The organism is Kitasatospora sp. NPDC001664, from assembly GCF_053596675.1.
The window spans coordinates 87,065-108,511 of the sequence record NZ_JBSFGS010000026.1 but is presented as its reverse complement, the minus strand read 5'-3'; the positions used below and the strand labels follow the sequence as shown (position 1 = coordinate 108,511).

Below are 21,447 nucleotides of genomic sequence, written 5' to 3'. Positions count from 1 at the left end.
CTCCCGCCGGTCGGCGCGGCCGTGGCGGGTGCGTCTCGGCGGCGGGCCCGTGGGTGTCCGCCGTTGCGGTTAGGCTCGGGTGGGACGAGGGAGTGCGGCGTGAGTGTGTGGGACGACCTGGTCGGCCAGGATCGGGTGGTCGAGCAGCTGACGGCGGCGGCCGTGGCGGCGCGGGCGACGGTGGCCGCCGGGCGCGCGGGTGCTGACGGAGCGTCGGAGGGTGCCCCCGTCCCGGGTGGGAACGCCTCGCTGATGACGCACGCCTGGCTGTTCACCGGCCCGCCGGGCGCCGGGCAGACCACCGCCGCGCGGGCCTTCGCGGCGGCCCTCCAGTGCACCAGCCCGGATCTCGAACTCGGCGGCGTTCCGGGCTGCGGTTTCTGCGACGGCTGCCACACGGTGCTGTCCGGAAGCCACGCCGACGTGAAGTACGTCCGCACCGACGGCCTGTCGATCGGTGTCGGCGACATGCGCGACCTGGTGCTGCGCGCCGCCAGCTCCCCGACCGGCGGCCGCTGGTCGGTGATCCTGGTGGACGCCGCGCACCGGCTGACCGAGGCGGCGGCCAACGCGCTGCTGAAGGGCGTGGAGGAGCCCTCCCCGCGCACCGTGTGGCTGCTCTGCGCCCCCTCGGTGCAGGACGTGCTGCCCACCATCCGTTCGCGCTGCCGCCTGCTGGTGCTGCGCACCCCGGCAGCCGAGGCGGTGGCCGACATGCTGGTCCGCCGGGACGGGGTCGAGCCGGAGGCGGCGCGGCTGGCGGCGCTGGCCGGGCAGGGGGACATCGAGCGCTCCCGCCGCCTGGCCGTGGACGAGCAGGCCCGGGCCCGTCGCCTGGACGTGCTGAAGATCCCGCTGGAGGTCGCCGACATCGGCGGCTGCCTGGCCGCGGCCCAGCGGCTGGTGGACACCGCCAAGGCGGATGCCGAGGCGCTGGCGGAGAGTCAGGACGCGAAGGAGACGGGCGACCTGAGGGCGGCTTACGGGGCGGTCGAAGGCAGCCGCGCGCCGCGCGGGATGGCGGGCGCCGTCAAGGAGCTGGAGAAGCGCCAGAAGAGCCGGGCCACCAGGACCCGGCGCGAGACGCTCGGCGTCGCCCTGCTGGACCTGCTCGGCTTCTACCGGGACGTGCTGGCGCTCCAGCTCGGCTCCACCGGCGCGCTGTCCAACGAGGATCAGCGCCAGGCGCTCGGCCGGGTCGCGGGCGCCGGGAGCGCGGAGAACACGCTGCGCCGGATCGAGGCCGTGCTGGCCTGCCGCCGTGCCCTGGACCGGAACGTCGACCCGCTGCTGGCGGTCGAGGCGATGACGGTCGCCCTCCGGGCGGGCTGAGCAGCACCGCTGCGCGACCCCGTGGGGCTGGAGCCGGGGCTGGGGCTCGGACTGGCAGCGGGGCCGGTTGCCGCCGTACGGCGGTGAGTTGACGAAACATCACCTCCTCCCTTCGAGTGAATCGCGGACCCGCCCCGGGAGCCGTACCGCCGCCCGCCGCTGCGCCCGGCACGCTGTGCACCGAGAACCGAGAGGTGGTGCGCCGCATGCCCAGACCGTTCCTCGTCGTACCGCTGGTGGTGGCCCTGGTTGCCGGGTTCCTGCTGGGCCGGGCCGCGCTGGTCCGCTGGCGCGACCTGAAGGCGGCCCAGACCTACGAACTGACCGCCGAGCAGCGGCCGTTGCTGGTCAGGGCCGGCGGCGCGGTACTGTGCGGGATGTGCGTGACCGCGCTCACCGTCGCGGTCGTCCTGGACGGCCGGGGCGTCCGTCCGGCGCAGGCCGCCGCCGTGGTCGCGGCCGAGCGGCCCGCCGCGCCGCCGGTGCAGCCGCCCCCCTCCGGGGCCGAACTCCCGCCCGTGGTGACGCGGTTCGAGCTGATCGGCAGGCCCGCGGGCGGTGAACTGATGGAGGGTGAGGTGGCCGGACCGGACGGCCGCCCCCGGACGGTCAGGGTCTGGCTGCCGGACCGCTACCGCGCCGAGCCGCAGGCCCGCTTCCCGGTCGTGGTGCTGCATGCGGGCACCACCGGCCGGACCGCCGACGCCGAACTCCCCGACGTCTTCGAGGGCGTCGCCTCCGCCGTGAAGCTGGGCCGCTCCCGCCCGTTCGTGCTGGTCGCCCCGGCGGCCCCGGCCGGCACCGGCCACCCGTGCGAGCTGGTCGCCGCCGCCCCGCAGGCCATCGCCGACGACCAGGCTTTGCGGACGGCCGTCGGTGCCGCCTTCCGCACCCTGCCGCCCGGTCCCGGCGGCTGGGGCGTGCTGGGCGTCGAGGGCGGCGCGGCCTGCGCGGCCGCCGCCGGACTGGCCCGCCCCGACCTGTACGGGGCGGCGGCCGCCGTCTCCGGCCGGTACGACGGTGCCGCGCTGGCGGTCGCCGCGGCCGAGGCGCCGGAGGGCACCGCGGCGAAGTTGCTGCTGGCCGCCGCCAAGGACGACGCGGAGGGGCTGGGCGCGGCGCGCGGGTTGCAGAAGGCGCTGAAGGAGGGTCAGGGGCGGGCCGCCAAGGCCAACGTCCGGCTCTCCGACGCGGTCCGGGACTTCGCGCCCGAGCGGGAGCGGCTCCGGCTGGTCCGGGTGGCGGTCCAGTACCTGGCCGAGAACCTGACGCGCTGACGGCCATGGCACCCGCCGTACCCGCCGCACCTGTGCATCCAGCGGCCCCAACGGGCCCGGCGGCCCCGGCGGCCGTACCGGCGATGGCGGAGCTGCGGGCCCCGGCGGTGGTGGCGACGGCGGCGGTGGCGGAGCGGAGCAGTTGCACTGGCGGGCTCGAAAGCGGGTTCGGGGCGCGCGGCGACGCCCGTGCGCCGGAGCGCGGGCGTGCCGATCACCGAGCGCTAGGCTCGGGGCGTCCGACCCCCTCTGCCGAGAGAAGACGCCCCGATGCGCGCAGTCCGGCCCGTCCGCCTCGTGCCCGCCCTGCTCGCCGCCGCGCTGCTGGTGGGCGGTTGCACCTCGGGCCGGTCCGACAGCCCCACCTCGTCCACGCCGCCGTCCTCGGACGCCGCTTCGGGCGCCTCGGCCTCCCGGAGCGCCGGTGCCACCCCGCTCCAGCCGCTCCCGGAGGGCACCCCGGCCGCGCTGGCCCCGTACTACGCCCAGAAGCTCTCCTGGCAGCCCTGCGACGGCGAGTTCGAGTGCGCCACCTTCAAGGTCCCGCTCGACTACGCGGCCCCGTCCGGCGGCGATCTCACCCTCGCCGCCGCCCGCAAGCCCGCCACCACCCGTCCCGGTGGCCGGGCCAAGCTCGGCTCGCTGCTGCTCAACCCGGGGGGCCCCGGCGCCTCCGCCGTCGAGTACGTGGAGGCGGTGGCCAAGGGCTACGACGCCGAGGTCCGCGCCGGGTACGACCTGGTCGGCCTGGACCCGCGCGGCGTCGGCCGCTCCCGGCCGGTGACCTGCCTGAGCGGCCCGCGGATGGACGCGTACACCGCCGTCGACATCACCCCTGACGACCAGTCGGAGATCGATGCCCTGGTGGCCTCCGACAAGGAGTTCGCCGAGGGGTGCAAGCAGAACGCGGGCGCCGTGCTCGGTCACGTCTCCACCGTCGAGTCGGCCCGCGACCTGGACGTGCTGCGCGCACTGGTCGGCGACGAGAAGATCAGTTACCTCGGCAAGTCCTACGGCACCTTCCTCGGCGCCACCTACGCCGGCCTCTACCCCGCCAAGGTCGGCCGGATGGTGTTGGACGGCGCGATGGACCCGGCGCTCGACGCCGTCGCCGGCAACCGGACCCAGGCGGCTGGCTTCGAGACCGCCTGGTCCGCCTTCGCCAAGGACTGCGCCAAGCACGGCGGGGAGTGCGCGCTCGGCGACACCGAACAGAAGGCCGGCGAGCAGCTTCTCGCCCTCTTCAAGCAGCTCGACGGCGCCCCGCTGCCCACCTCCGACTCCGCCCGGAAGCTGACGGAGGCCCAGGCCACCACCGGCGTGATCCACGCGATGTACGCCGAGTTCCTCTGGCCCCAGCTGCGCACCGCGCTCACCTCCGCCAAGGCCGGCGACGGCACCGGTCTGCTCAAGCTCTCCGACCAGTACTACGAGCGCGAGTCCGACGGCAGCTACCCGAACCTCATGTACGCCAACATGGCCGTCAACTGCCTCGACCTCCCCGCCCCTTTCGCCTCGCCCACCGAGGCCGCCGCCGCCGTCCCGGACTTCGAGAAGGCCTCCGCCCACTTCGGCCGCGACATGGCCTGGATGGCCCTGGCCTGCGCCTACTGGCCGGTCCCCGCCACCGGCGCCCCGCACACCATCGCCGCCGCCGGCTCCTCCCCGATCGTCGTGGTCGGCACCACCCGCGACCCGGCGACCCCCTACGCCTGGGCCCAGTCCCTCGCCGACCAGCTCGACTCCGGCCGCCTCCTCACCTACGACGGCGACGGCCACACCGCCTACGGCCGCCGCAACACCTGCGTGGACGGCGCGGTCAACCGCTACCTCCTCGGTGGTGACGCCCCGGCCGACGGCACCCGCTGCGCGAAGTAGCTCACACCGGGCGGAAAGTGGCTTCGGCGCCCGGGCGGTCCGTATGTACGATGACCGCCCCTACCCCTGCCCGCCCAAGGAGTGCTCCGTGCTCGGAGTCAACGACCTGGCGACGTACGTGCTCGGCGCCCTGGTCATCGTCCTGCTGCCCGGCCCCAACTCGCTCTACGTCCTGTCCGTCGCCGCCCGCAAGGGCATACGCACCGGCTACCAGGCCGCCGCCGGCGTCTTCATCGGCGACTTCACCCTGATCAGCCTCACCGCCCTCGGCGCCTCCTCCCTCCTGGAGGCCAACCCGGCCGTCTTCGCCGTGGTGAAGTTCGGCGGCGCGGCCTACCTGCTCTGGATCGGCTTCGGCATGCTCCGCGCCGCCCGTCAGCTCTGGCGCGAGCGGCACGCCCTCCCCGCCGCCGAGTCCCCCGACGAGGCCCCGCAGGCCGACACCGAGCGCCCGTTCCGCCGCGCCCTGGTGATCAGCCTGCTCAACCCCAAGGCCATCCTCTTCCTGCTCTCCTTCTTCACCCAGTTCGTCGACCCGACCTACGGCGCGCCGATCCTCTCCTTCTCCCTCCTCGGCGGCGTCCTCCAGACCTTCAGCGTCCTGTACCTCTCCCTCCTGATCTTCGCGGGCACCACCCTCGCCACCGCCTTCCGCCGCCGCAAGCGCCTCTCCGCCACCCTCACCACCGGCGTTGCCGCCCTCTTCGCCGGCTTCGCCGCCAAGCTCGCGGTCTCCTCCGCCTGACCTCGGCCTGACCCCCGCCCGGCCTCCGGGCCTGCCGGAAAGTCGGTACGGAGCACGAGTGCGCAGCGTGTAGACTGGCCCGCGTTGCCGAAGGCGTGTTCACACACCCCAGGCAACGGTGCCGCCTTAGCTCAGTTGGCCAGAGCAACGCACTCGTAATGCGTAGGTCATGGGTTCGAATCCCATAGGCGGCTCCGGAGTCGAAGAGGCCCGGTCAGGGAAACCTGACCGGGCCTCTTCTGTTGTGCCCGGGGCCCGGATTCACCCGTGCGGGCGGCGACGGGGGTGGGTGGGGGCGGATAGCTTCGTGGGCGAACTGCGGGTGGCGAGCCGTGCTGCCCGTGACGTCGTCGAGGGAGAGGCCCGTGAGGGTTCCCGTGATGGTGGCTGCTGTGGTGGTGGCGGCTGCGCTCGTTCCGGTGGGTGCGCAGGCGGCGCCGGCGGACGGGCCGCCGTACGTGCGTGATCTGGCGGTGTCGGTGGCGGCGCCGGAGCCGTCGGCGCCGGGGGAGGTGGCGCCGTTCACGGTGGTGGTGTGCAACCAGGGGAGCGAGGCGCCGCAGGAGGATGCGGTGCTGGTGGTGAACGGGCCGCCCGGGGAGGGGATGGAGCTGACCTCGGAGAGCTTCGGGGTGGTGGACGGCGGGTGGAACTGGATCAAGTTCGAGCTGGGGAAGGGGCTCTACCCGCACGACTGCACGCACGTGAAGCTCCGGGCCCGGACGCTGGCCGGGATGGACGGGTCGAGGACCTTCGACGGCGGTACGGCGGAGGTGAGTTGGGCGGCGGACCAGGACCAGTCGGACAACGCGGCGACGTGGAGTTCGGTGATCACCGGGCCGGTGACGGGTGCGTTCCTGGCGCTGTCGAAGCAGCCGCTGCCGACCGCGCCGGGCGGGACGGCGGAGTTCCAGGTGGAGGAGAGCAACCTCGGCCCGTCGGTGGACTACCCGTGGCGGGGCCGGGTGGTGGCCCAACTGCCGTCCGGGTCACGGTTCGTGCCCACGGGGGAGGGCAGCCAGTGCGAGATCTCGGCGGACGGCACGACCGCCGTCTGTCCGGACGACATCGTCAGCAACACCTGGCGGCCGGCGAAGCGGGACTTCGCGGTGAAGGTGGGAGAGGGCTGCGAGCCCGGGAGCACGGTGCGGGCGGTGGTGACCTACGAGGCGCCGGCGAACCCGCCGCCGCACCGGTCCGTGCTGAACGTGGACATTCCGGTGAAGTGAGGGGATGAAACGCTGAAGGCGGGCCCGGACCGAGGTGGACTCGGCGGGCTCGCCCAGCGGCGGCACATGACGACGGGTCAGCCGTGGCGGGGCTCCCAGCGGAAGAGGCGGCGGGCGAGGACGGTGGCGCCGGCGGTCCAGGCGGCGGCGATCAGCAGGGACGTGGCGGCGTGCTGCCAGCCGTGCACCAGGTCGAGTTCGGGGAGGGCGGCGCCGCTCCAGGACTCGTGGCCGAAGCCGCGGCCGAACCAGGCGGTGCGCAGGGTCTCCACCACGGGGGCGAGCGGGAGGTTGTGGGCGGGGTCCTGGAGCCAGCTGGGCATGGAGCTGAGCGGGGCGACCACGCCGCTGGCGAACATGCAGATCAGCAGGACGGGGGTGGCGACCATCGGGGCGGACTCGGCGCTGGGGGTGATGCCGGACAGCGCCACCGCCAGGATCGCGAAGAGCAGGAACCCGAGGGTCAGGGTGAGCAGGAAGAGCAGCGGGTCGGCGGGCAGCGGGGCGCCGAACCAGAGCACCGCGGTGCCGCCGAGCACCAGCACCTGGAGCAGGACGACGGCGGCGGCCGCGCCGAACTGCCCGGCGAAGATGGCGGTCGGCGGGACTTCGGTGCCGCGCAGCCGCTTGAGCACCAGGTCGTCGCGGCGGGCGACGATGCCGTTCAGCAGGTTGATGAACGTGGTCACCAGGGCGAAGCCGATGAAGCCGATGGTGCTGTAGGCGGCGGCGTTCACCCCGCCGATCTCGCGCTCGCGGAGCGGGGCGGCGATCACCAGGTTGAGCAGGACCGGCAGCAGGAAGCCGATGAAGGTGGAGCGCCGGTTGCGCCAGAACACCCGCCAGGAGAGCAGGAACTGGCCACGGGCGTAGGCGGGCCAGCTGAGCTCGCGGACGGTGGTGGTGGAGCGGGGCAGGGTGGTGGTCAGGGCGCTCATCGGGTCTCCGCCTTGTCGTGGGCCAGCTGCAGGAAGACGTCCTCGAGGGAGGCGTTGCGCGCCTCGATGCCGTCCAGCTCGACGCCCAGGCCGTCGGCCCAGCCGTGCAGGGCGGCCAGGGCGGGGGCGGTCTTGGCGACGGTGTAGACCACGGTGCCCTCGTCGAGGGTGGGCGACTCGCCCAGCACGGTGGGGAGTTGGGCGGGCAGCACACCGGCGGGCAGCGGGAAGGTGACCCGGGTGCCCTGGCCGGAGAGCACCTCGTCGACGGTGCCGACGGCGGCGAGTTGGCCGCGGTCCATGATGGCCACCCGGTCGGCCAACTGCTGGGCCTCCTCCAGGTAGTGGGTGGTCAGCAGGACGGTGGTGCCGGCCGCGCGGAGCTCCTTGACCAGGCGCCAGGTGGTGCGCCGGGCCTCCGGGTCCATGCCGGTGGTGGGTTCGTCGAGGAAGAGCACCTCCGGGGTGTTCAGCACGGCCAGGGCGAGGTCGAGCCGTCGCCTTTCGCCGCCGGAGAGTTGGGAGACCCGGATGCCGGCCCGCTCGGTGAGGGCGACCCGGTCGAGCACCTCGGTGGTGGGCCGGGCGCCGGAGATGAAGGTGCGCCAGGAGTCGACGGTCTCCTTGACGGTCAACTCCTTGAAGAAGCCGCCCTCCTGGAGCATCACGCCGGTGCGCCTGCGCACCTGGGCGCCCTGGGTCCAGGGGTCGAGGCCGAGCACCCGGACGGTGCCGGCGCTCGGGGCGCGGTAGCCCTCCAGTACCTCCATGGTGGTGGTCTTGCCGGCGCCGTTGGTCCCCAGCAGGGCGAACAGCTCGCCCCGCGCGACGGTGAAGGAGACTCCCCGTACGGCTTCGTAGTCCCCGTAGCTGCTGCGCAGACCGTGTACCTCCACGGCCGCCTCCCCGGTATTCCCCGGGCCTGTGGTGAGTGTCATGGGACATAGGGTGAACCGGCCCGCCCCTATAAGGCAAGTGCACGACATAACCGCAGGTCAGAGGGTATGCAAAATGTCATGGGTGCAAGTGTGGCATTTTCGACGGATGGGTTTCTTACATTCCCTACTGATGTTCGAGCGGCGGCCGGGTGCATAGTTTCCTCATCGCCGAGAACGAGCCGGAGAAAAAGACCGGAAAGCGAATCGGCGGAAAGGGTGACCGGCCCCGACGGGGCAGGCCCCACGACCCAAGAGGGAGCTTCACATGGCTGAGAACACCACCCCCGCGAACGACCAGTTCGACATCGAGATCGAGGAGCTGGACAGCGTCAACGCCGGCGTCTCCGTCTCCTCCCTGGCCTGCGCGGCCTGCCCGGTCTCGAGCTTCAGCTCGATCTCCAACGCCGCCGCCGAGGTTGCGGCCGAGTAATTCGGGACCTGTGCCGCGGTGAGTCCGCCCTCGGGCGGAGTCACCGCGGCACCCTCGTCTCTTCCCCCGTCTTCCCGCCCACAGACACGAATTGACCGACGAACAGCAGTGAAGGAGAAGCCGGGTCATGGAGAACCTCCGGCAAGAGCTGACGCGGTTCATCCAGGAACCCGCCGCTCAGCAGGACCCGCCCGCGCTCTACCGTCGACTGCTGGCCGAGGAGCCGGTGCTGGACCTCGGACGGGTGCACGTGGTGTCGGGCTACCAGGAGATCGTCACCGTACTGATGCACCCCGGCACGGCGGTCGATCCGACCACCGTCGGTCTGCCGAGCGCCGGTTCGACCGCGCTGGCGCGGATCGTCAACCGGATGCTCCCGATGCGCGACGGCGCCGACCACACGCGGTTGAAGCGCCTCGCCACCACCGCCTTCTCCGCCCGCCGCCTGGAGCAGATGCGCGAGCGGATCGAGAGCACGGCCGCCCGGATGCTCGAACCCCTGCTCGCCGCAGGTGAGTTCGACGTGGTCGCCGACCTCGCCGTCCCGCTGCCGGTGGCCGTCTCCTGCGCCATCCTGGACATCCCCGACTCCGAGCAGGAGCGCGTGGTCGGCTGGGCCGGCCTGGTCGCCCGCTCGCTGCTGGACGACTTCGGCGGTCAGGGCGCCTCGGCGGACGCCGCCACGATCGCCGAACTCGACGCGGAGTTCGAGGAGTTCCGCGCCTACGTCGAGGAGCTGTGCGCCGCGCGCGCCGCCGCTCCGGGTGACGACCTGATCAGCCGTCTCACCGTCGCCCGCGCCGAGGGCAAGCTCGACGACGAGGACCTGCTCGCCTTCGTGGTGATGCTGCTCGCCAACGGGCTGGAGACGCTCACCTCCGGACTGGCGCTGGCCGTATGGCAGTTGCTGCGCGACCCGGAGCTCGCCGAACTGATCCGGAACCGGCCCGAGCGGGCCGAAGCGGTGTTCGACGAGGCCCAGCGGCTCGGCAGCCCCGTGCGCGCCAGCGCGCGCGCCCTCACCCACGACGTGACCCTCGGCGACACCGTGATCCCGGCCGGCCGGGTCGCTCTGCTGCTCTACGCGGCCGCCAACCGGGACCCGCGCCGCTTCGCCGCCCCGGACGCCTTCGATCCGGACCGGGCCGAGACCCGTCACCTGGCCTTCGGCCACGGTCCGCACCACTGCCTGGGTGCGCCGCTCTCCCTGATGGCCGGTGCCGCCGTGCTGCGCGGCCTGGCCGAGGCGGGGCGCACGCAGGAGCTGAGCACCCCGCTGACGGAGGAGACCGTGCGCTGGAGCACCCAGTTCGTCTTCGGCGGCATGCGTGAACTGCCGCTGCTCTGCGTCCCCGTGGCGCGGCCCGAGCCCCAGCCGGAGCCGGAGCCGCAACTGGAGCCGCAGCCGGAGTCCGAGGAGTCCGCGGCCGCGCTGGTGGGGGCGGTGCGGTCATGAGCCTCACGACGACCGACGCGTCCGCACGCACCACCGGGACCGCGGAGGAGGAGCGGAACGGCCGGGCCGTGGCCGCCGCCCCCGCCAAGGAGTCCACCGCCGTCGCGGCCGCCCGGGCCGCCGCCGTCCTGGAGCCCGGGCTGGACCGCCCGGTGGGGCTGGTCGGTGCCCGGCTGCGGGCCGCCGCCGCGGCGCTGTTGCTGGTGGTCGGCGCGGGCGGCGGCTGGCTGGCCTTCGGCACGCTGCCGCACACGCTCGCGCTCCCGGCCCTGCTGGCCCACGGCGCGGCCCCGGAGACCGTCCGGGCCGAGCAGGCGGGCGCGCTGCTCGCCTACCAGGTGAGCCCCGGGTCCGCCGTGACGCAGGGTCAGACCCTGGCGCTGCTGCGGACGCCGGCGGGCGAGGAGCTCGCCGTCCGGGCCCCGCAGGCCGGCACCGTCACCGCGCTGCTCTCCGCCCCCGGCGCCACGCTCGCCCCGGGCGCGGCCGTCGCCGCCCTGGACGCGGCGCAACTGCCGGACACCGTCCGACTGTTCGCCACCTCGCTGCGGGAGGCCGGGGAGCTGGTGCCCGGCCGGACGGTGCTGGTCCCGGTGCCGGGCGGGGGTACCGTGCAGGCCACCATCATCGAGGTGGACCCGCTGCCGGTCCGCGCCGAGACGCTGGACGGGGCGTTCTCCGTACCGCTGCCCGGTGTGCCCTCCGGCGCGGCCCCGGTCTGGACGGCCCGGGCCCAACTGCCGCCCGACACCACCCGGCTGCGCGGCCCGGTGCCGCTGACCGTCTCGGTCGACCTGGGTGCCCGGCACCCGTACGAGGCCGTGTTCGGGACGGGGGCCGGCCGGTGAGCCTCGACGTCCGGGAGGCTGCTGCCCGGACCGCACCGGCGGCCGCGGCGAGCACCCCGGCGCCGAAGCCGGAGCAGAGCAGGACCAAGAGGACCAACAAGCCCCGCCGCTACCTGCGCACCCCCGTGGTGCCGCAGATGGAGGAGCAGGACTGCGGCGCGGCCTGCCTGGCCGTGGTGCTGGGCGCGCTCGGCCGCCGGGTGACGCTCCAGGAGGCCTCGCGCTCCTGCGGGGTGAGCCGGGACGGCGTCAGTGCGGCCGCGGTCGCCCGGGCGGCCGGCCGGTACGGCGTGATCGCCAAGGGCCGCCGGATCGTCCGCACCGAGGAGAGGCTGCAGGGCCTGGAGGCCCTCCAGGTCCCGTCGATGGTCCTGGTCACCGGCCCGCACTTCGCGATCTACGAGGGCGTCAAGCGCGGCCGGGTGCACGTCAACGACCCGTCGATGGGCTCCTACTCGGCCACTCCGGCCGAGTTCTGGGACTCGTTCTCCGGGATCGCGGTCGGCTTCGAGCCGGGCCCGGACTTCGAGCCCGGCGGGCAGCGCTTCCCGCTGCTGCGGGCCCTGGGCGGCCGGATGCGGGCGTTCGCGGCCCCGCTGCTGCTGGCGGTGCTGCTCTCGGTCGCGCTGGCGGTGCCGGGGGTGGTCGCGGCCTTCCTGCTGCGGGCGTACCTGCGCTCGGTGGTGCTGGGGGGCCTGGAGTCCTGGGCGGTGCCGCTGGCGCTCGCCTCGGCCGCCGTGGCCGGCACCGTGGTGCTCGGCACCTGGCTCCAGCAGACCCTGGTCAACCGGGTGTTGGAGGCGATGGCGGCCCGGGCGTCGTCCGGCTTCCTGTGGCGGCTGATCCGGCTGCCCGGCTCCTTCTTCCACCGGCGCCAGCTGGGCGGCCTGGTGACCCGGGTCCAGATGAACGACGGCCTGGCGATGCTGCTCTCGCACCGGGTGGCCTCGGCCTCGGCCCAACTGGCCGCCGCCGCCGTCCACCTGGGGGCGCTGGCCTGGCTGGAGCCACGGCTGGCCGTGGTGCCGGTGGTGGTCGCCGGGCTGGACCTGCTGGCCCTGCGGGTCGCCGACCGGCGGCGCGGCGGGCTGGTGCACCGGCTGCACGCCGAGCAGCACAAGCGCGACGGGGTGGCCTTCGCCGGGGTGTCGGCGATCGAGACGCTCAAGGCCGAGGGCGCGGAGGACTCCTTCTTCCGCTCCTGGGCGGGCTGGCAGGCCCGGGCCATGGAGACCGGCCAGAAGGTCACCACCGCGGTGATCGTGCCGCTCTCGCTGCCCGGTGCGCTCAACGCGGCGGCCACCGCCACCGTGGTGGTGGCCGGCACCTCGATGCTGCTGGGCGGCTCGCTCTCGATCGGCACGCTGCTGGCCTTCCTGCTCCTGCTCAACGGATTCCTCGGCCCGGTCGGCCAGTTGGTCAACGCGGCCTCGGAGCTCACCATGGCCCGGGCGCAGAACGCGCTGCTGGAGGACGTGGAGAGCAGCGAGCCCGATCCGTACCTGACCCCGGTGCTGGACGCGCCGGCCGAGCCGGGCCCGCGCCTGAGCGGTGAACTGGAGCTGCGCGACGTCGAGTTCGGCTACGACCCGAACCGGCCGCCCACCCTGGCGGGGATCTCGCTGCACATCCGCCCGGGGGAGTGGGTCGCGGTGGTCGGCGGCAGCGGCAGCGGCAAGTCCACGATGGCCAGGCTGGCCGCCGGGGTGCTGCGGCCGTGGTCCGGCCAGGTGCTGCTGGACGGCAGGCCCAGGGACGACTGGCACCGGGCCGTGGTGACCGGTCAGGTGGCGTACGTGGAGCAGCAGTTGAGGCTCTTCGAGGGCACCGTCCGGGAGAACCTGACGCTCTGGAACCCGGCCGCCGACGAGGACGCCCTGCGCCGCGCGCTGGAGGACGCCGAGGTCGCCGACCTGGTCGCCCGCCGGGGCGGCCTGGACGCCGGGCGGATCGACGAGGACGCCCGCAACCTCTCCGGCGGCGAGCGCCAGCGGCTCGAACTGGCCCGCGCGCTCGCCCTGGACCCGGCCCTGCTGGTGCTGGACGAGGCCACCTCCGCGCTGGACGCGCACACCGAGGCGGCGGTCAACGAGCACCTGCGGCGGCGCGGCACCACCTGCCTGGTGCTGGCGCACCGGCTGAGCACCATCCAGGCCGCCGACCGGGTGGTCGTGCTGGCCGGCGGACGGATCGTCCAGCAGGGAACCCCGGCCGAACTCGCTGCCGTCCCCGGCCCCTACCAGACCCTGCTCACCGAAAAGGCCCGGCGCACCGGGACCCATGAGCCGTCCGAAGGCACCGCGCTCACCGAAAAGGCCCGGCGCACCGGGACCCATGAGCACTCCGAAGCCATCGCGCCCACCGAGAAGGCCCGGCGTACCGGGACCCATGGGCGGACCGAAGGCCCCGCGCCCACCGAGGAGGCCCGGCAGACCGGGACCCATGGGCGACCCGCCGGATCCGAGATCCCGAAGGAGGAGAAGTCATGACCGCCACGGCCACCGCCGAAGCCAACCGGGCCGCGCTCGCCGCCACCGTCGGCGTGCTGCACCCCGGCCGTGGCGGACGACAGACCCGTCCGCAGAACCTCACCCACCCGGCCGAGCAGGCGCACGCCGTGCTCGTCGCGCTCGGGGCGCTCCCCGCAGACGCCGAACTCCCTTCCACGGTACGGAGCTCCCGCGACCCGCTGACCGCGCTGCTGCGGTCGGCCGGGCTGCGGTACCGGCCGGTGACCCTGCCCACGGCCGAGGACGGCCACGGCGACCCGGCCGGTACGGCCGGGCCGATGGTCGGCTTCGCGGCCGAGGACGGCCGCCCGGTCGCCCTGGTGCCGCGGCCGGCCGGCGGCCACCGCCACCACGACCCGGCCGGGGCGTCCGCCCCGGTCGCGCTGCAGGAACGGGCGCTGCTGCTCTACCTGCCGCTTCCCGCAGGTGACTTGGGGCCGGCGGACCTGGCCCGTTTCGTCCTGCGGGTGCCCGGCGCCCGCCGCGACCTGGGACGGCTGACCGCAGCCGGCCTGGGGGCGGCGATGCTCGGGCTGATCGTGCCGCTGAGCGCCGGTGTCCTGATGCCGGAGCTCATGGCGGCCGACCGGCACCCCGTCCGCTGGCTGGCCCTGCTGCTGGGGTCGGCCGTCCTGGCGGCCTGGCTGCTGGTGATCGTCCGGAACACCGCCGCCGTGCGGTTGACCGGGCGGGTGCAGAGCGCGTTGGAACCGGCCGTCTGGGACCGTCTGCTCGGTCACGACGCCCGGTTCTTCCGCGACTTCAGCACCGGAGACCTGGTCCACCGCGCCAATGCGGTGGCCCAGGCCCGGGCCGCGCTGTCCGAAGTCCTGGTCAGCGCCGTCCTGGGGGCGGTGTTCGCCACCTCGGGGCTCACGGTCCTGATGCTGGTGGACGCCTGGCTCGGCGGGCTGCTGCTGCTCGCCGTCCTGGCGGTGACCGGGCTGCTGCTGTTGCTCGGTCGCCGTCGCCAACGCCACGAGAGTGCCGTCTTCGAACTGCACGGCAAGCTGAACGGCGTGCTGTACGGGCTGCTGCTCGGCATCGACAAGATCCAGACGGCCGGCCGGGAGATCCAGGCCTTCGCCCGCTGGGCGGTGCCGTTCGCCGCCCAGAAGCGGGCCGACGCGGACGCCCAGCGGGCCGACGCCGCGGCCGCCGCGCTCACCGCAGGGCTCCAACCGCTGCTGCTGGCCGTTCTGTTGGCGGGTGCGGTGCTCGACGGGAACACCCTGCCGGGCCACCTGATGGCCGCCGGCGTGGCGGCCGGCCAGGTCGCCGCGGCGCTCGGTCAGGTCACCCACGCGGCGGCCAGTGCCTACGGGATCGCCCCGGTGCTGGACCGGATCCGGCCGATCCTGGCCGAGGTCCGGGCCTCGGACGGGGCACGGGAGTTGAACGATCCCGGCGAGCTGCGTGGGGCGGTTTCGCTGGACCGGGTCACCTTCCGCTACCCGGGCACGGCCGCCCCGGTGCTGCACGAGGTCTCGCTGCACGCCGGGCCCGGCGAGATGGTCGCCGTGGTCGGCCCGTCCGGGGCCGGAAAGTCCACCCTGGTGCGACTGCTGCTCGGCTTCGAGACGCCCGAGTCCGGCGCCGTCCGCTACGACGGGCAGGACCTGGCCGGGCTGGACGCGCGGCTGGTCCGGCGCCAACTCGGCGCGGTGCTCCAGCACGGCCGGATGCTGCGCGGCTCGCTGCTGGAGAACCTGGCCGGCAGCGATCCGGACGTGACCGAGGACCGGATCTGGGAGGCCGCCGAACTGGCCGGGATCGCCAAGGAGTTGCGGGCCCTTCCGCTCGGTCTCGGCACCCGGGTCGGGGAGGACGCCGCGGGCTTCTCCGGGGGCCAGGTGCAGCGCCTGCTGCTGGCCCGCGCGCTGGTCCGCCGGCCCGCCGTCCTGCTGCTGGACGAGGCCACCTCCGCGCTGGACAACGCGACCCAGCTGCGGGTCGCCGAGGCCGTCGCGGGCCTGGACCGCACCCGGCTGGTGATCGCCCACCGGCTCAGCACCATCCGCACCGCCGACCGGATCCACGTCCTCTCCGGGGGCAGGGTCACGGCCTCCGGCACCTACGACGAACTACTAGGCCACGACCCGCTGTTCACCCGACTCGCCCGACTCCAGGAGATGTGAGATGCCGCTCGACCTGCAGACCTGGCTCCCCGTCGACGGTGCCTCCGCCCCGACCACCGACGCCGACGCCCTCGCCGATACCGACACCCACGACGAGCCGGGAGCGCTGCTCCCCGGCCCCGCCCGCGGCGACGAACGGCTGCGCGCCGTGGTGGCCGCCGCCGCCTCCTTCCCGGAGCGGGCCGAGGCCCGTGCCGACGGCTCCACGCTCTTCGCCCCCGACCCGGACGAGGACCGCCGGGGCCGCACCTCCGCGGTGGACACCTGGCTGCGCCGGGCGGCCGGCGAGCGCGGCGGCGCCGGGGCGCTGCTGGACCACCTGGCCGAGACCGGCCGCCCGCTCGGCGACGGCCTGCGCCCGGTGGTGCTCGCCGATCCGGCCAAGCTGCCGGACTGGGCGCTGGCGCTGGCGGTCTTCCTGCGCACCCTCCCGGTCTCCCCGGCCCCCGAGACCTCCGCGCCCGGCGCGCTCACCGCCGCCTTCGCCGCGGCCGCCGACGCCCTGCTGCCGCACTCGGGCGGTGCCGTCCTGGGCGTCCCGGTCACCGAGGCGGCCCGGGCCGACCTGGCGGGCACCCTGACGGCCCGTCTGGTCGAGGCCTGCAAGCTGGCCTTCTGCCACGAGCAGCAGACCGCCACCGGCCGCCCGCGCGCCACCGACTGGGACGAGGTCGGCGGCCTGGACACCTCCCAGGAGGGCTGGCTGGCCCGGCTGGAGCGGCTGCCCGGACTGGCCTTCCTGGTCGGCACCGTCTGCCGCCAGTGGCAGCACGTGCAGGCCGAGATGTTCGCCCGGCTGGCGGCCGACCGCGCGCTGCTGGTCGAGCGGATGTGGGACGGCGAGGACCCGGGCGCGCTGGCCAAGGTGCGCGGCGAGGCCGGCGACCGGCACGCCGGCGGCCGCTCGGTCGCGCTGCTGTACTTCGAGTCCGGCGCGGCCGTGGTCTACAAGCCCAAGGACATGCGGCACGTCTCGGCGTACCTGGAGCTCTCGGCCCGGCTGAACCGCGAGCTCTCGCTCGACCTGCCGCTGCGCACCGTGCTGATCCGCAGCGACCGCGGCGACGACGGCCACGCCGCCTCGCTGACCGCCGACTGCGAGAGCGACTACGGCTGGGAGCAGCTCGTCCCGCACCGCCCGGTGGCGGACGAGGGCGGCTTCGGCCGGTTCTACCGGCGCCTCGGCATGACGATCCGGCTGGTCCAGCTGCTGGAGGGCCGCGACCTGTGGGCCGACAACCTGCAGGCCGACGGCGAGTACCCGACGATGATCGACCTGGAGTGCCTGCTCTACCCGCGGGTGCAGACCCCGCCGAGCATCAGCGCGGACCAGCACGGCCTGCTGGACGCGCTGGAGTCGACCGTGGTGCGCACCGCCATGGCCTTCCAGCCGTGGACCCCGGCCAAGCACTCCGCCACCCTGGACATCGGCTGCCTGTCCCGGATCGGCAGCCTGGAGGTCACCCCCGGGGTGGCCGCCCTGCCGCTGCCGCCGTACCGCCCGGTGCGGGTGGACGAGAGCGGGGCCACCGTCACCGCCGACCCGTGGCAGTACACCGAGGAGGTGACCGAGGGCTACCGCGAGATGCACCGGGCGCTGTACGCGCTGCGCGGTGAACTCGCGGACGCCGAGGGCCCGTTGGCCGGGTTCCGGGGCATCTGGGTGCGCTACATCTGGCGGCACACCTGGGACGGCTACAAGATCATCCGAGCCTCCACCAGCCCGCTCGCCCTGGACAGCGGCGCGACCCGCGAGACGGTGATCGCCGGCGCCCTCCAGGGAGCCATCACCGCGCTGGCCGGCGACCCGGGCCGCGGCGACCTGCTGGAGGTGGTGCTCGCCGAGCTGGACTCCTTCCGCCAGCTGGACATCCCGTTCTTCCGCTCGCTGACCTCCTCCTCGTCCGCCTACACCGCCGACGGCCGGGAGATCCCGGGCCACTTCCGCTCCACCGGCTGGCAGCGCCTCCAGGACCGGGTCGCCGAGCTGGAGGGCTTCGACCTGGAGGCCCACCTCGCGGTGCTCACCGGCTGCGTCGACTCGGCCCGCTCCGGCACCCTGCTGCCCGTCCCGGTGGTGCCGCGCTCGGTGCGGGCCCGCATCCCCGGCAACACCGAACTGCTGGACCACGCCGTGGAGATCGGTGACCAGCTGCTGGCCGACCAGGTCCGCGCGGACCGGCAGGGCGCCGGCTGGCTCGGGCAGAGCTGGTACCCGGGCAGCGGCCTGCGCCAGGTCGAGGTGCTCGGCCCGGACCTGGTCAGCGGCACCGCGGGCATCGGCGTCCTGTTCGCCGAGCTCTGGGCCGCCACCGGCGAGCCGCGGTTCCACCGCGCCGCCCACCAGACGATGGCCACCGCCGCCCGCCTGATCGACCCCGAGGCGCCCCGGGCCTTCGCCTTCGCCTCCGACAACCGGCTGGCCGGCGGCGCGCCCGTCCCCGGCGGCTTCTCCGGCCCCGGTGCGCTGATCCACGCCCTGGCCCGGGTCGGCACCCTGCTCGGCGAGCCCGGACTGATCGCCTCCGCCCAGGCCCTGGTGCCCGGCGCGGTCGGCGTCGCCACCCCGGTCGCCGCCCGCCCCGGCCGTCCCGTCCGGCTGCCCAACCAGGACGCGCCGCTCGGCAGCGCCGGCCTGCTGCTCAACCTGCTGCGGCTGCGCCGGGTCACCGGCCCGGGCCACGCGCCCACCGACGACGGCATCCGCACGCTGGCGGCCACCGCCCTGGAGCAGCTCGGTGCCGAGCTGCCCGAGGGCGAGGCGACCGACGACAACGGCTTCCTCGACCTGGTGCCCTCCGGCCCCGACTCGATCGCCGCCGCCCTGGCCCGCACGGTGGCCGAGGCGCCCGGCCTGCTCGCCAACGCCGAGGCGGTCCGCGAGCGGCTGCGCGGCCACCGCTTCGCCACCGCCACCCGGGCCGGCCGGCTGGCCTGCCTGGACGCCGCCGTGGCGCTCGGCTCCGGCATCGTCGACCCGGCCGAACTCTCCGCCCTCACCCCGCCGGTGAGCGCCCGGCAGATCGCCGGCCGCTCCACCCGCGACCTGGTCGCCACCGCCGGCGAGGCGCTCAGCGCCGCCGAGGCCGGCCTGCTGCACACCGTCCCGGACCCGCTGGACTCGCTGCTTCCGGGCCCGTTCTACGACGGCAGGGAGGCCGCCGCCCTGCTGGTCGGCGAGCTGATCGCCCGTCACGAGGCGACCGGCAGCTGGTACCCGGACCGGGCCGCCGCCGACCGGATCAACGTCGGCGTCCTGGACGGCTCGGCCGGCGTGGCGCTGCTGCTGCTGCGCCTGCTGGACCCGGCCACCGCCCCGCTCGCCACCCTCCGCTGACCCGCCGACCCGCGTACGAGACCCGAGGGACCGTCATGTCCGAGATCACCGCGGCCGACACCACGGCGGCCGAGCCCGCGATCGGCTTCAAGCACCACTACACCCCGTACGTCGTGGACGGCGAGGCCGTCTACCTGGTCTCCGAGCGAGGCGTCTCGGTGGTGGACGGCGGCCTGGCCCAGGCCCTCGCCCCACTGCTGGACGGCACCCGCACCGCGGAGCAGATCGGCGAGGCGCTGCGCGGCACCGTGCCCGCCGAGAAGGTCAGGCTCGCCGTCGACCGGCTGCGCGAGCGCGGCTACCTGGCCGACAGCGGCCCGGTCCGCGAGCCCGCCGAGGCCGCCTACTTCGAGATGGCCGGCCTGGACGGCGCCACCGCGAGCGCCGCGCTGCGCTCGGCCCGGGCGCGGGTCGAGGTCTACGGCGAGCTGGACCCGGAGCCCTTCCTGGCCGCACTGGCCGGGGCCGGGGTGACGGTGGACCAGGACGCCGAGTTCACCATCGCGCTGACCGAGGACTACCTGCACCCCGGCCTGGCCGAGCGGGACCGGGAGGCCCGGGAGAGCGGCCGCCCGTGGCTGCTGGCCCGTCCGGTCGGCTCGATCCTCTGGGTCGGTCCGGTCTTCGTCCCCGGTCCGGCGGACCGGGAGGGCACCACCGGCTGCTGGGAGTGCCTCTCGCACCGCCTCTCCGCCAACCGCCAGTCGCTCAGCTACCTGCAGCACCGCCTGGGCCAGGACACCCCGATCTCCACGGCCGGCGCCCGCCTCGCGCCCTCGCTCGGGACCGGCGTCCAGCTGGCCGCCCTGGAGGCCGCCAAGTGGCTGGCCGGGGTCCGCCCCGCCGAGCCGGTGGTGCTCACCCTGGACACCGTGCTGCTGGAGACCGAGCGGCACCGGCTGATCCGCCGCCCGCAGTGCGCGGCCTGCGGTGACGAGGGGCTGGTCGCCAAGCGGCAGTCGGAGCCGGTCCGGTTCGAGAGCCGGCCGAAGGCCTTCACCGCAGACGGCGGCCACCGCTCCGCCTCGCCGGAGGACATGCTGGAGAAGTACACGCCCCAACTCTCGCCCGTCAGCGGCGTGGTGACCTCGCTGGTGCCGGCCGGGCGGACGCCCACCGGGCTGCGGGTCTACATCTCCGGGCAGAACCTCTCCCGCCGCAGCGGCGACCTGAAGCAACTGCGCACCGGCCTGCGGTCGGTGAGCTGCGGCAAGGGCCGCACCGACGTGCAGGCCCGGGCCAGCGCGCTCGGCGAGGCGATGGAGCGCTACTCGGGCGTCTTCCAGGGCGACGAGGCCCGCCGCCGGGCCAGCTACGCCGAGCTCGGCGACGCGGCGGTCCACCCGGCGAGCTCGCTGCTCTACAGCGAGCGGCAGTACGCCGAGCGGGAGAGCTGGAACGACCAGCCCTCGATGTTCAACACCATCCCCGAACGGTTCCGCGAGGACGACCAGTTGGAGTGGTCCCCGGCCTGGTCGCTGACCGAGCAGCGGACCCGCTGGCTGCCCACCATGTCGCTGTACTACGGCTACCGGCACCGCGACGGCTTCTTCGCGGCCGGCGACTCCAACGGCTGCGCGGCCGGCACCTCCTTCGAGGACGCCACCCTGCAGGGCTTCCTGGAGCTGGTGGAGCGGGACGCGGTCGCGCTCTGGTGGTACAACCGGGTGCAGCGCCCGGCCATCGACCTGGACGCCTTCGGTGACCCGTACATCGGTCAACTCCGGGAGATCTACCGGGGGTTGAACCGGGAGATCTGGGCGCTCGACCTGACCTCCGACTTCGGGATCCCGGTGGTCGGGGCGTTCTCCCGGCGGACCGACAAGCCGGCCGAGGACATCCTGATCGCCTTCGGCGCCCACCTGGACCCGCACATCGCGCTCACCCGCGCGCTCACCGAGATGAACCAGTTCCTCGGCCCGGTGGCCGGGGACGAGAACGGCCACGTCAGCTACGCGGGCGCCGACCGCGAGCAGAAGCAGTGGTGGCTCACCGCCACCGTGGCCAACCAGCCCTACCTGCTGCCCGACCCGGCCGCCGAGGCGGCGGGCCCGGACCGCTGGGAGCCGCTGGCCGGCGCCGACCTGGCCGAGGACCTGGCCCTGGTCCAACGCCTGGTCGAGGAACGGGGCATGGAGTTCCTGGTGCTCGACCAGACCCGCCCGGACATCGGCCTTCCGGTGGCCAAGGTGATCGTCCCCGGGATGCGGCACTTCTGGGCGAGGTTCGCGCCCGGCCGGCTGTACGACGTGCCGGTGGCGCTGGGCTGGCTCGACGCGCCCACCCCGGAGGAGGACCTCAACCCGATCCCGATCTTCATCTGATCCACCCGCCCGGCCGCCGCCACGATCCACGCGGCGGCGGCCAGGGCTGGTCGTCCGGACCCTTCCG

At 74.7% G+C, this 21,447-nt stretch carries 14 protein-coding genes and 1 tRNA gene; 13 read left to right on the top strand and 2 right to left on the bottom strand.

All coding sequences use genetic code 11. From position 1 onward, the window contains the following. Window positions 1–99 precede the first annotated feature (99 nt). The 6 genes from ACWCYY_RS30935 (at window position 100) to ACWCYY_RS30910 (ending at window position 6,461) form a co-directional block, all read left to right on the top strand. Window positions 100–1,332, top strand: coding sequence for a DNA polymerase III subunit delta' (locus ACWCYY_RS30935; protein ID WP_449797899.1), 1,233 nt, complete (start codon window positions 100–102; stop codon window positions 1,330–1,332). Window positions 1,333–1,538: 206 nt separating this feature from the next. Beyond that, window positions 1,539–2,609 carry a hypothetical protein gene (locus ACWCYY_RS30930; protein WP_449797898.1) on the top strand — a complete coding sequence of 357 codons (1,071 nt, stop codon included), beginning with the start codon at window positions 1,539–1,541 and terminating at the stop codon, window positions 2,607–2,609. Window positions 2,610–2,879: 270 nt separating this feature from the next. Further along, on the top strand, window positions 2,880–4,487 hold the full coding sequence (locus tag ACWCYY_RS30925; protein ID WP_345287791.1) for an alpha/beta hydrolase: 1,608 nt from the start codon (window positions 2,880–2,882) through the stop codon (window positions 4,485–4,487). An 88-nt stretch (window positions 4,488–4,575) separates the two neighbouring features. After that, complete coding sequence (gene leuE, locus ACWCYY_RS30920) at window positions 4,576–5,232, top strand: leucine efflux protein LeuE (RefSeq protein WP_449797897.1); 657 nt, start codon at window positions 4,576–4,578, stop codon at window positions 5,230–5,232. Window positions 5,233–5,352: 120 nt separating this feature from the next. Next, a tRNA-Thr gene (locus ACWCYY_RS30915) sits at window positions 5,353–5,426 on the top strand. A 171-nt stretch (window positions 5,427–5,597) separates the two neighbouring features. Next, entirely contained in the window at window positions 5,598–6,461 is an 864-nt protein-coding gene (locus tag ACWCYY_RS30910; RefSeq protein ID WP_449797896.1) for a hypothetical protein, read from the top strand. A gap of 77 nt (window positions 6,462–6,538) precedes the next feature. Here the strand turns inward: ACWCYY_RS30910 and ACWCYY_RS30905 are convergent, their stop codons facing one another. Together ACWCYY_RS30905 and ACWCYY_RS30900 are read right to left on the bottom strand one after the other, a co-directional pair. Continuing rightward, entirely contained in the window at window positions 6,539–7,399 is an 861-nt protein-coding gene (locus tag ACWCYY_RS30905) for an ABC transporter permease (RefSeq protein ID WP_345291013.1), read from the bottom strand. Beyond that, entirely contained in the window at window positions 7,396–8,295 is a 900-nt protein-coding gene (locus tag ACWCYY_RS30900; RefSeq protein WP_449797895.1) for an ABC transporter ATP-binding protein, read from the bottom strand. Before ACWCYY_RS30900 ends, ACWCYY_RS30905 begins: the two co-directional genes overlap by 4 nt. Before the next feature lie 307 nt (window positions 8,296–8,602). Here ACWCYY_RS30900 and ACWCYY_RS30895 point away from each other — a divergent pair, with 307 nt between their 5' ends. The 7 genes from ACWCYY_RS30895 to ACWCYY_RS30865 all read left to right on the top strand — a co-directional run bounded on the left by ACWCYY_RS30895 (window position 8,603) and on the right by ACWCYY_RS30865 (window position 21,380). Then, window positions 8,603–8,767 carry a hypothetical protein gene (locus ACWCYY_RS30895; protein WP_345291011.1) on the top strand — a complete coding sequence of 55 codons (165 nt, stop codon included), beginning with the start codon at window positions 8,603–8,605 and terminating at the stop codon, window positions 8,765–8,767. A 127-nt stretch (window positions 8,768–8,894) separates the two neighbouring features. Continuing rightward, window positions 8,895–10,223: a cytochrome P450 gene (locus ACWCYY_RS30890; protein WP_345291010.1), complete on the top strand. Its 1,329-nt coding sequence runs from the start codon at window positions 8,895–8,897 to the stop codon at window positions 10,221–10,223. Beyond that, the gene (locus ACWCYY_RS30885) at window positions 10,220–11,071 is read left to right on the top strand and encodes an acetyl-CoA carboxylase biotin carboxyl carrier protein subunit (RefSeq protein ID WP_449797894.1); all 852 of its coding nucleotides are present in this window, start codon (window positions 10,220–10,222) and stop codon (window positions 11,069–11,071) included. Before ACWCYY_RS30890 ends, ACWCYY_RS30885 begins: the two co-directional genes overlap by 4 nt. Continuing rightward, window positions 11,068–13,560, top strand: a complete 2,493-nt coding sequence (locus ACWCYY_RS30880) for an ATP-binding cassette domain-containing protein (protein ID WP_449797893.1) — start codon at window positions 11,068–11,070, stop codon at window positions 13,558–13,560. The genes ACWCYY_RS30885 and ACWCYY_RS30880 overlap by 4 nt, the downstream gene beginning before the upstream one ends. Beyond that, window positions 13,557–15,719, top strand: a complete 2,163-nt coding sequence (locus tag ACWCYY_RS30875) for an ATP-binding cassette domain-containing protein (RefSeq protein ID WP_449797892.1) — start codon at window positions 13,557–13,559, stop codon at window positions 15,717–15,719. Before ACWCYY_RS30880 ends, ACWCYY_RS30875 begins: the two co-directional genes overlap by 4 nt. Window position 15,720: 1 nt before the next feature. Beyond that, window positions 15,721–19,056, top strand: a complete 3,336-nt coding sequence (locus tag ACWCYY_RS30870) for a DUF4135 domain-containing protein (RefSeq protein WP_449797891.1) — start codon at window positions 15,721–15,723, stop codon at window positions 19,054–19,056. Window positions 19,057–19,091: 35 nt separating this feature from the next. After that, window positions 19,092–21,380, top strand: coding sequence for a TOMM precursor leader peptide-binding protein (locus tag ACWCYY_RS30865; protein ID WP_449797890.1), 2,289 nt, complete (start codon window positions 19,092–19,094; stop codon window positions 21,378–21,380). The last annotated feature ends 67 nt before the right edge of the window (window positions 21,381–21,447 follow it).

Excerpts from the sequence above, each read along its gene's own strand:
- ACWCYY_RS30930 (WP_449797898.1), top strand. The coding sequence starts at position 1,539 with ATGCCCAGACCGTTCCTCGTCGTACCGCTGGTGGTGGCCCTGGTTGCC.
- ACWCYY_RS30925 (WP_345287791.1), top strand. The coding sequence starts at position 2,880 with ATGCGCGCAGTCCGGCCCGTCCGCCTCGTGCCCGCCCTGCTCGCCGCC.
- ACWCYY_RS30905 (WP_345291013.1), bottom strand. The coding sequence starts at position 7,399 with ATGAGCGCCCTGACCACCACCCTGCCCCGCTCCACCACCACCGTCCGC.
- ACWCYY_RS30895 (WP_345291011.1), top strand. The coding sequence starts at position 8,603 with ATGGCTGAGAACACCACCCCCGCGAACGACCAGTTCGACATCGAGATC.
- ACWCYY_RS30890 (WP_345291010.1), top strand. The coding sequence starts at position 8,895 with ATGGAGAACCTCCGGCAAGAGCTGACGCGGTTCATCCAGGAACCCGCC.
- ACWCYY_RS30885 (WP_449797894.1), top strand. The coding sequence starts at position 10,220 with ATGAGCCTCACGACGACCGACGCGTCCGCACGCACCACCGGGACCGCG.
- ACWCYY_RS30875 (WP_449797892.1), top strand. The coding sequence starts at position 13,557 with ATGACCGCCACGGCCACCGCCGAAGCCAACCGGGCCGCGCTCGCCGCC.
- ACWCYY_RS30870 (WP_449797891.1), top strand. The coding sequence starts at position 15,721 with ATGCCGCTCGACCTGCAGACCTGGCTCCCCGTCGACGGTGCCTCCGCC.
- ACWCYY_RS30865 (WP_449797890.1), top strand. The coding sequence starts at position 19,092 with ATGTCCGAGATCACCGCGGCCGACACCACGGCGGCCGAGCCCGCGATC.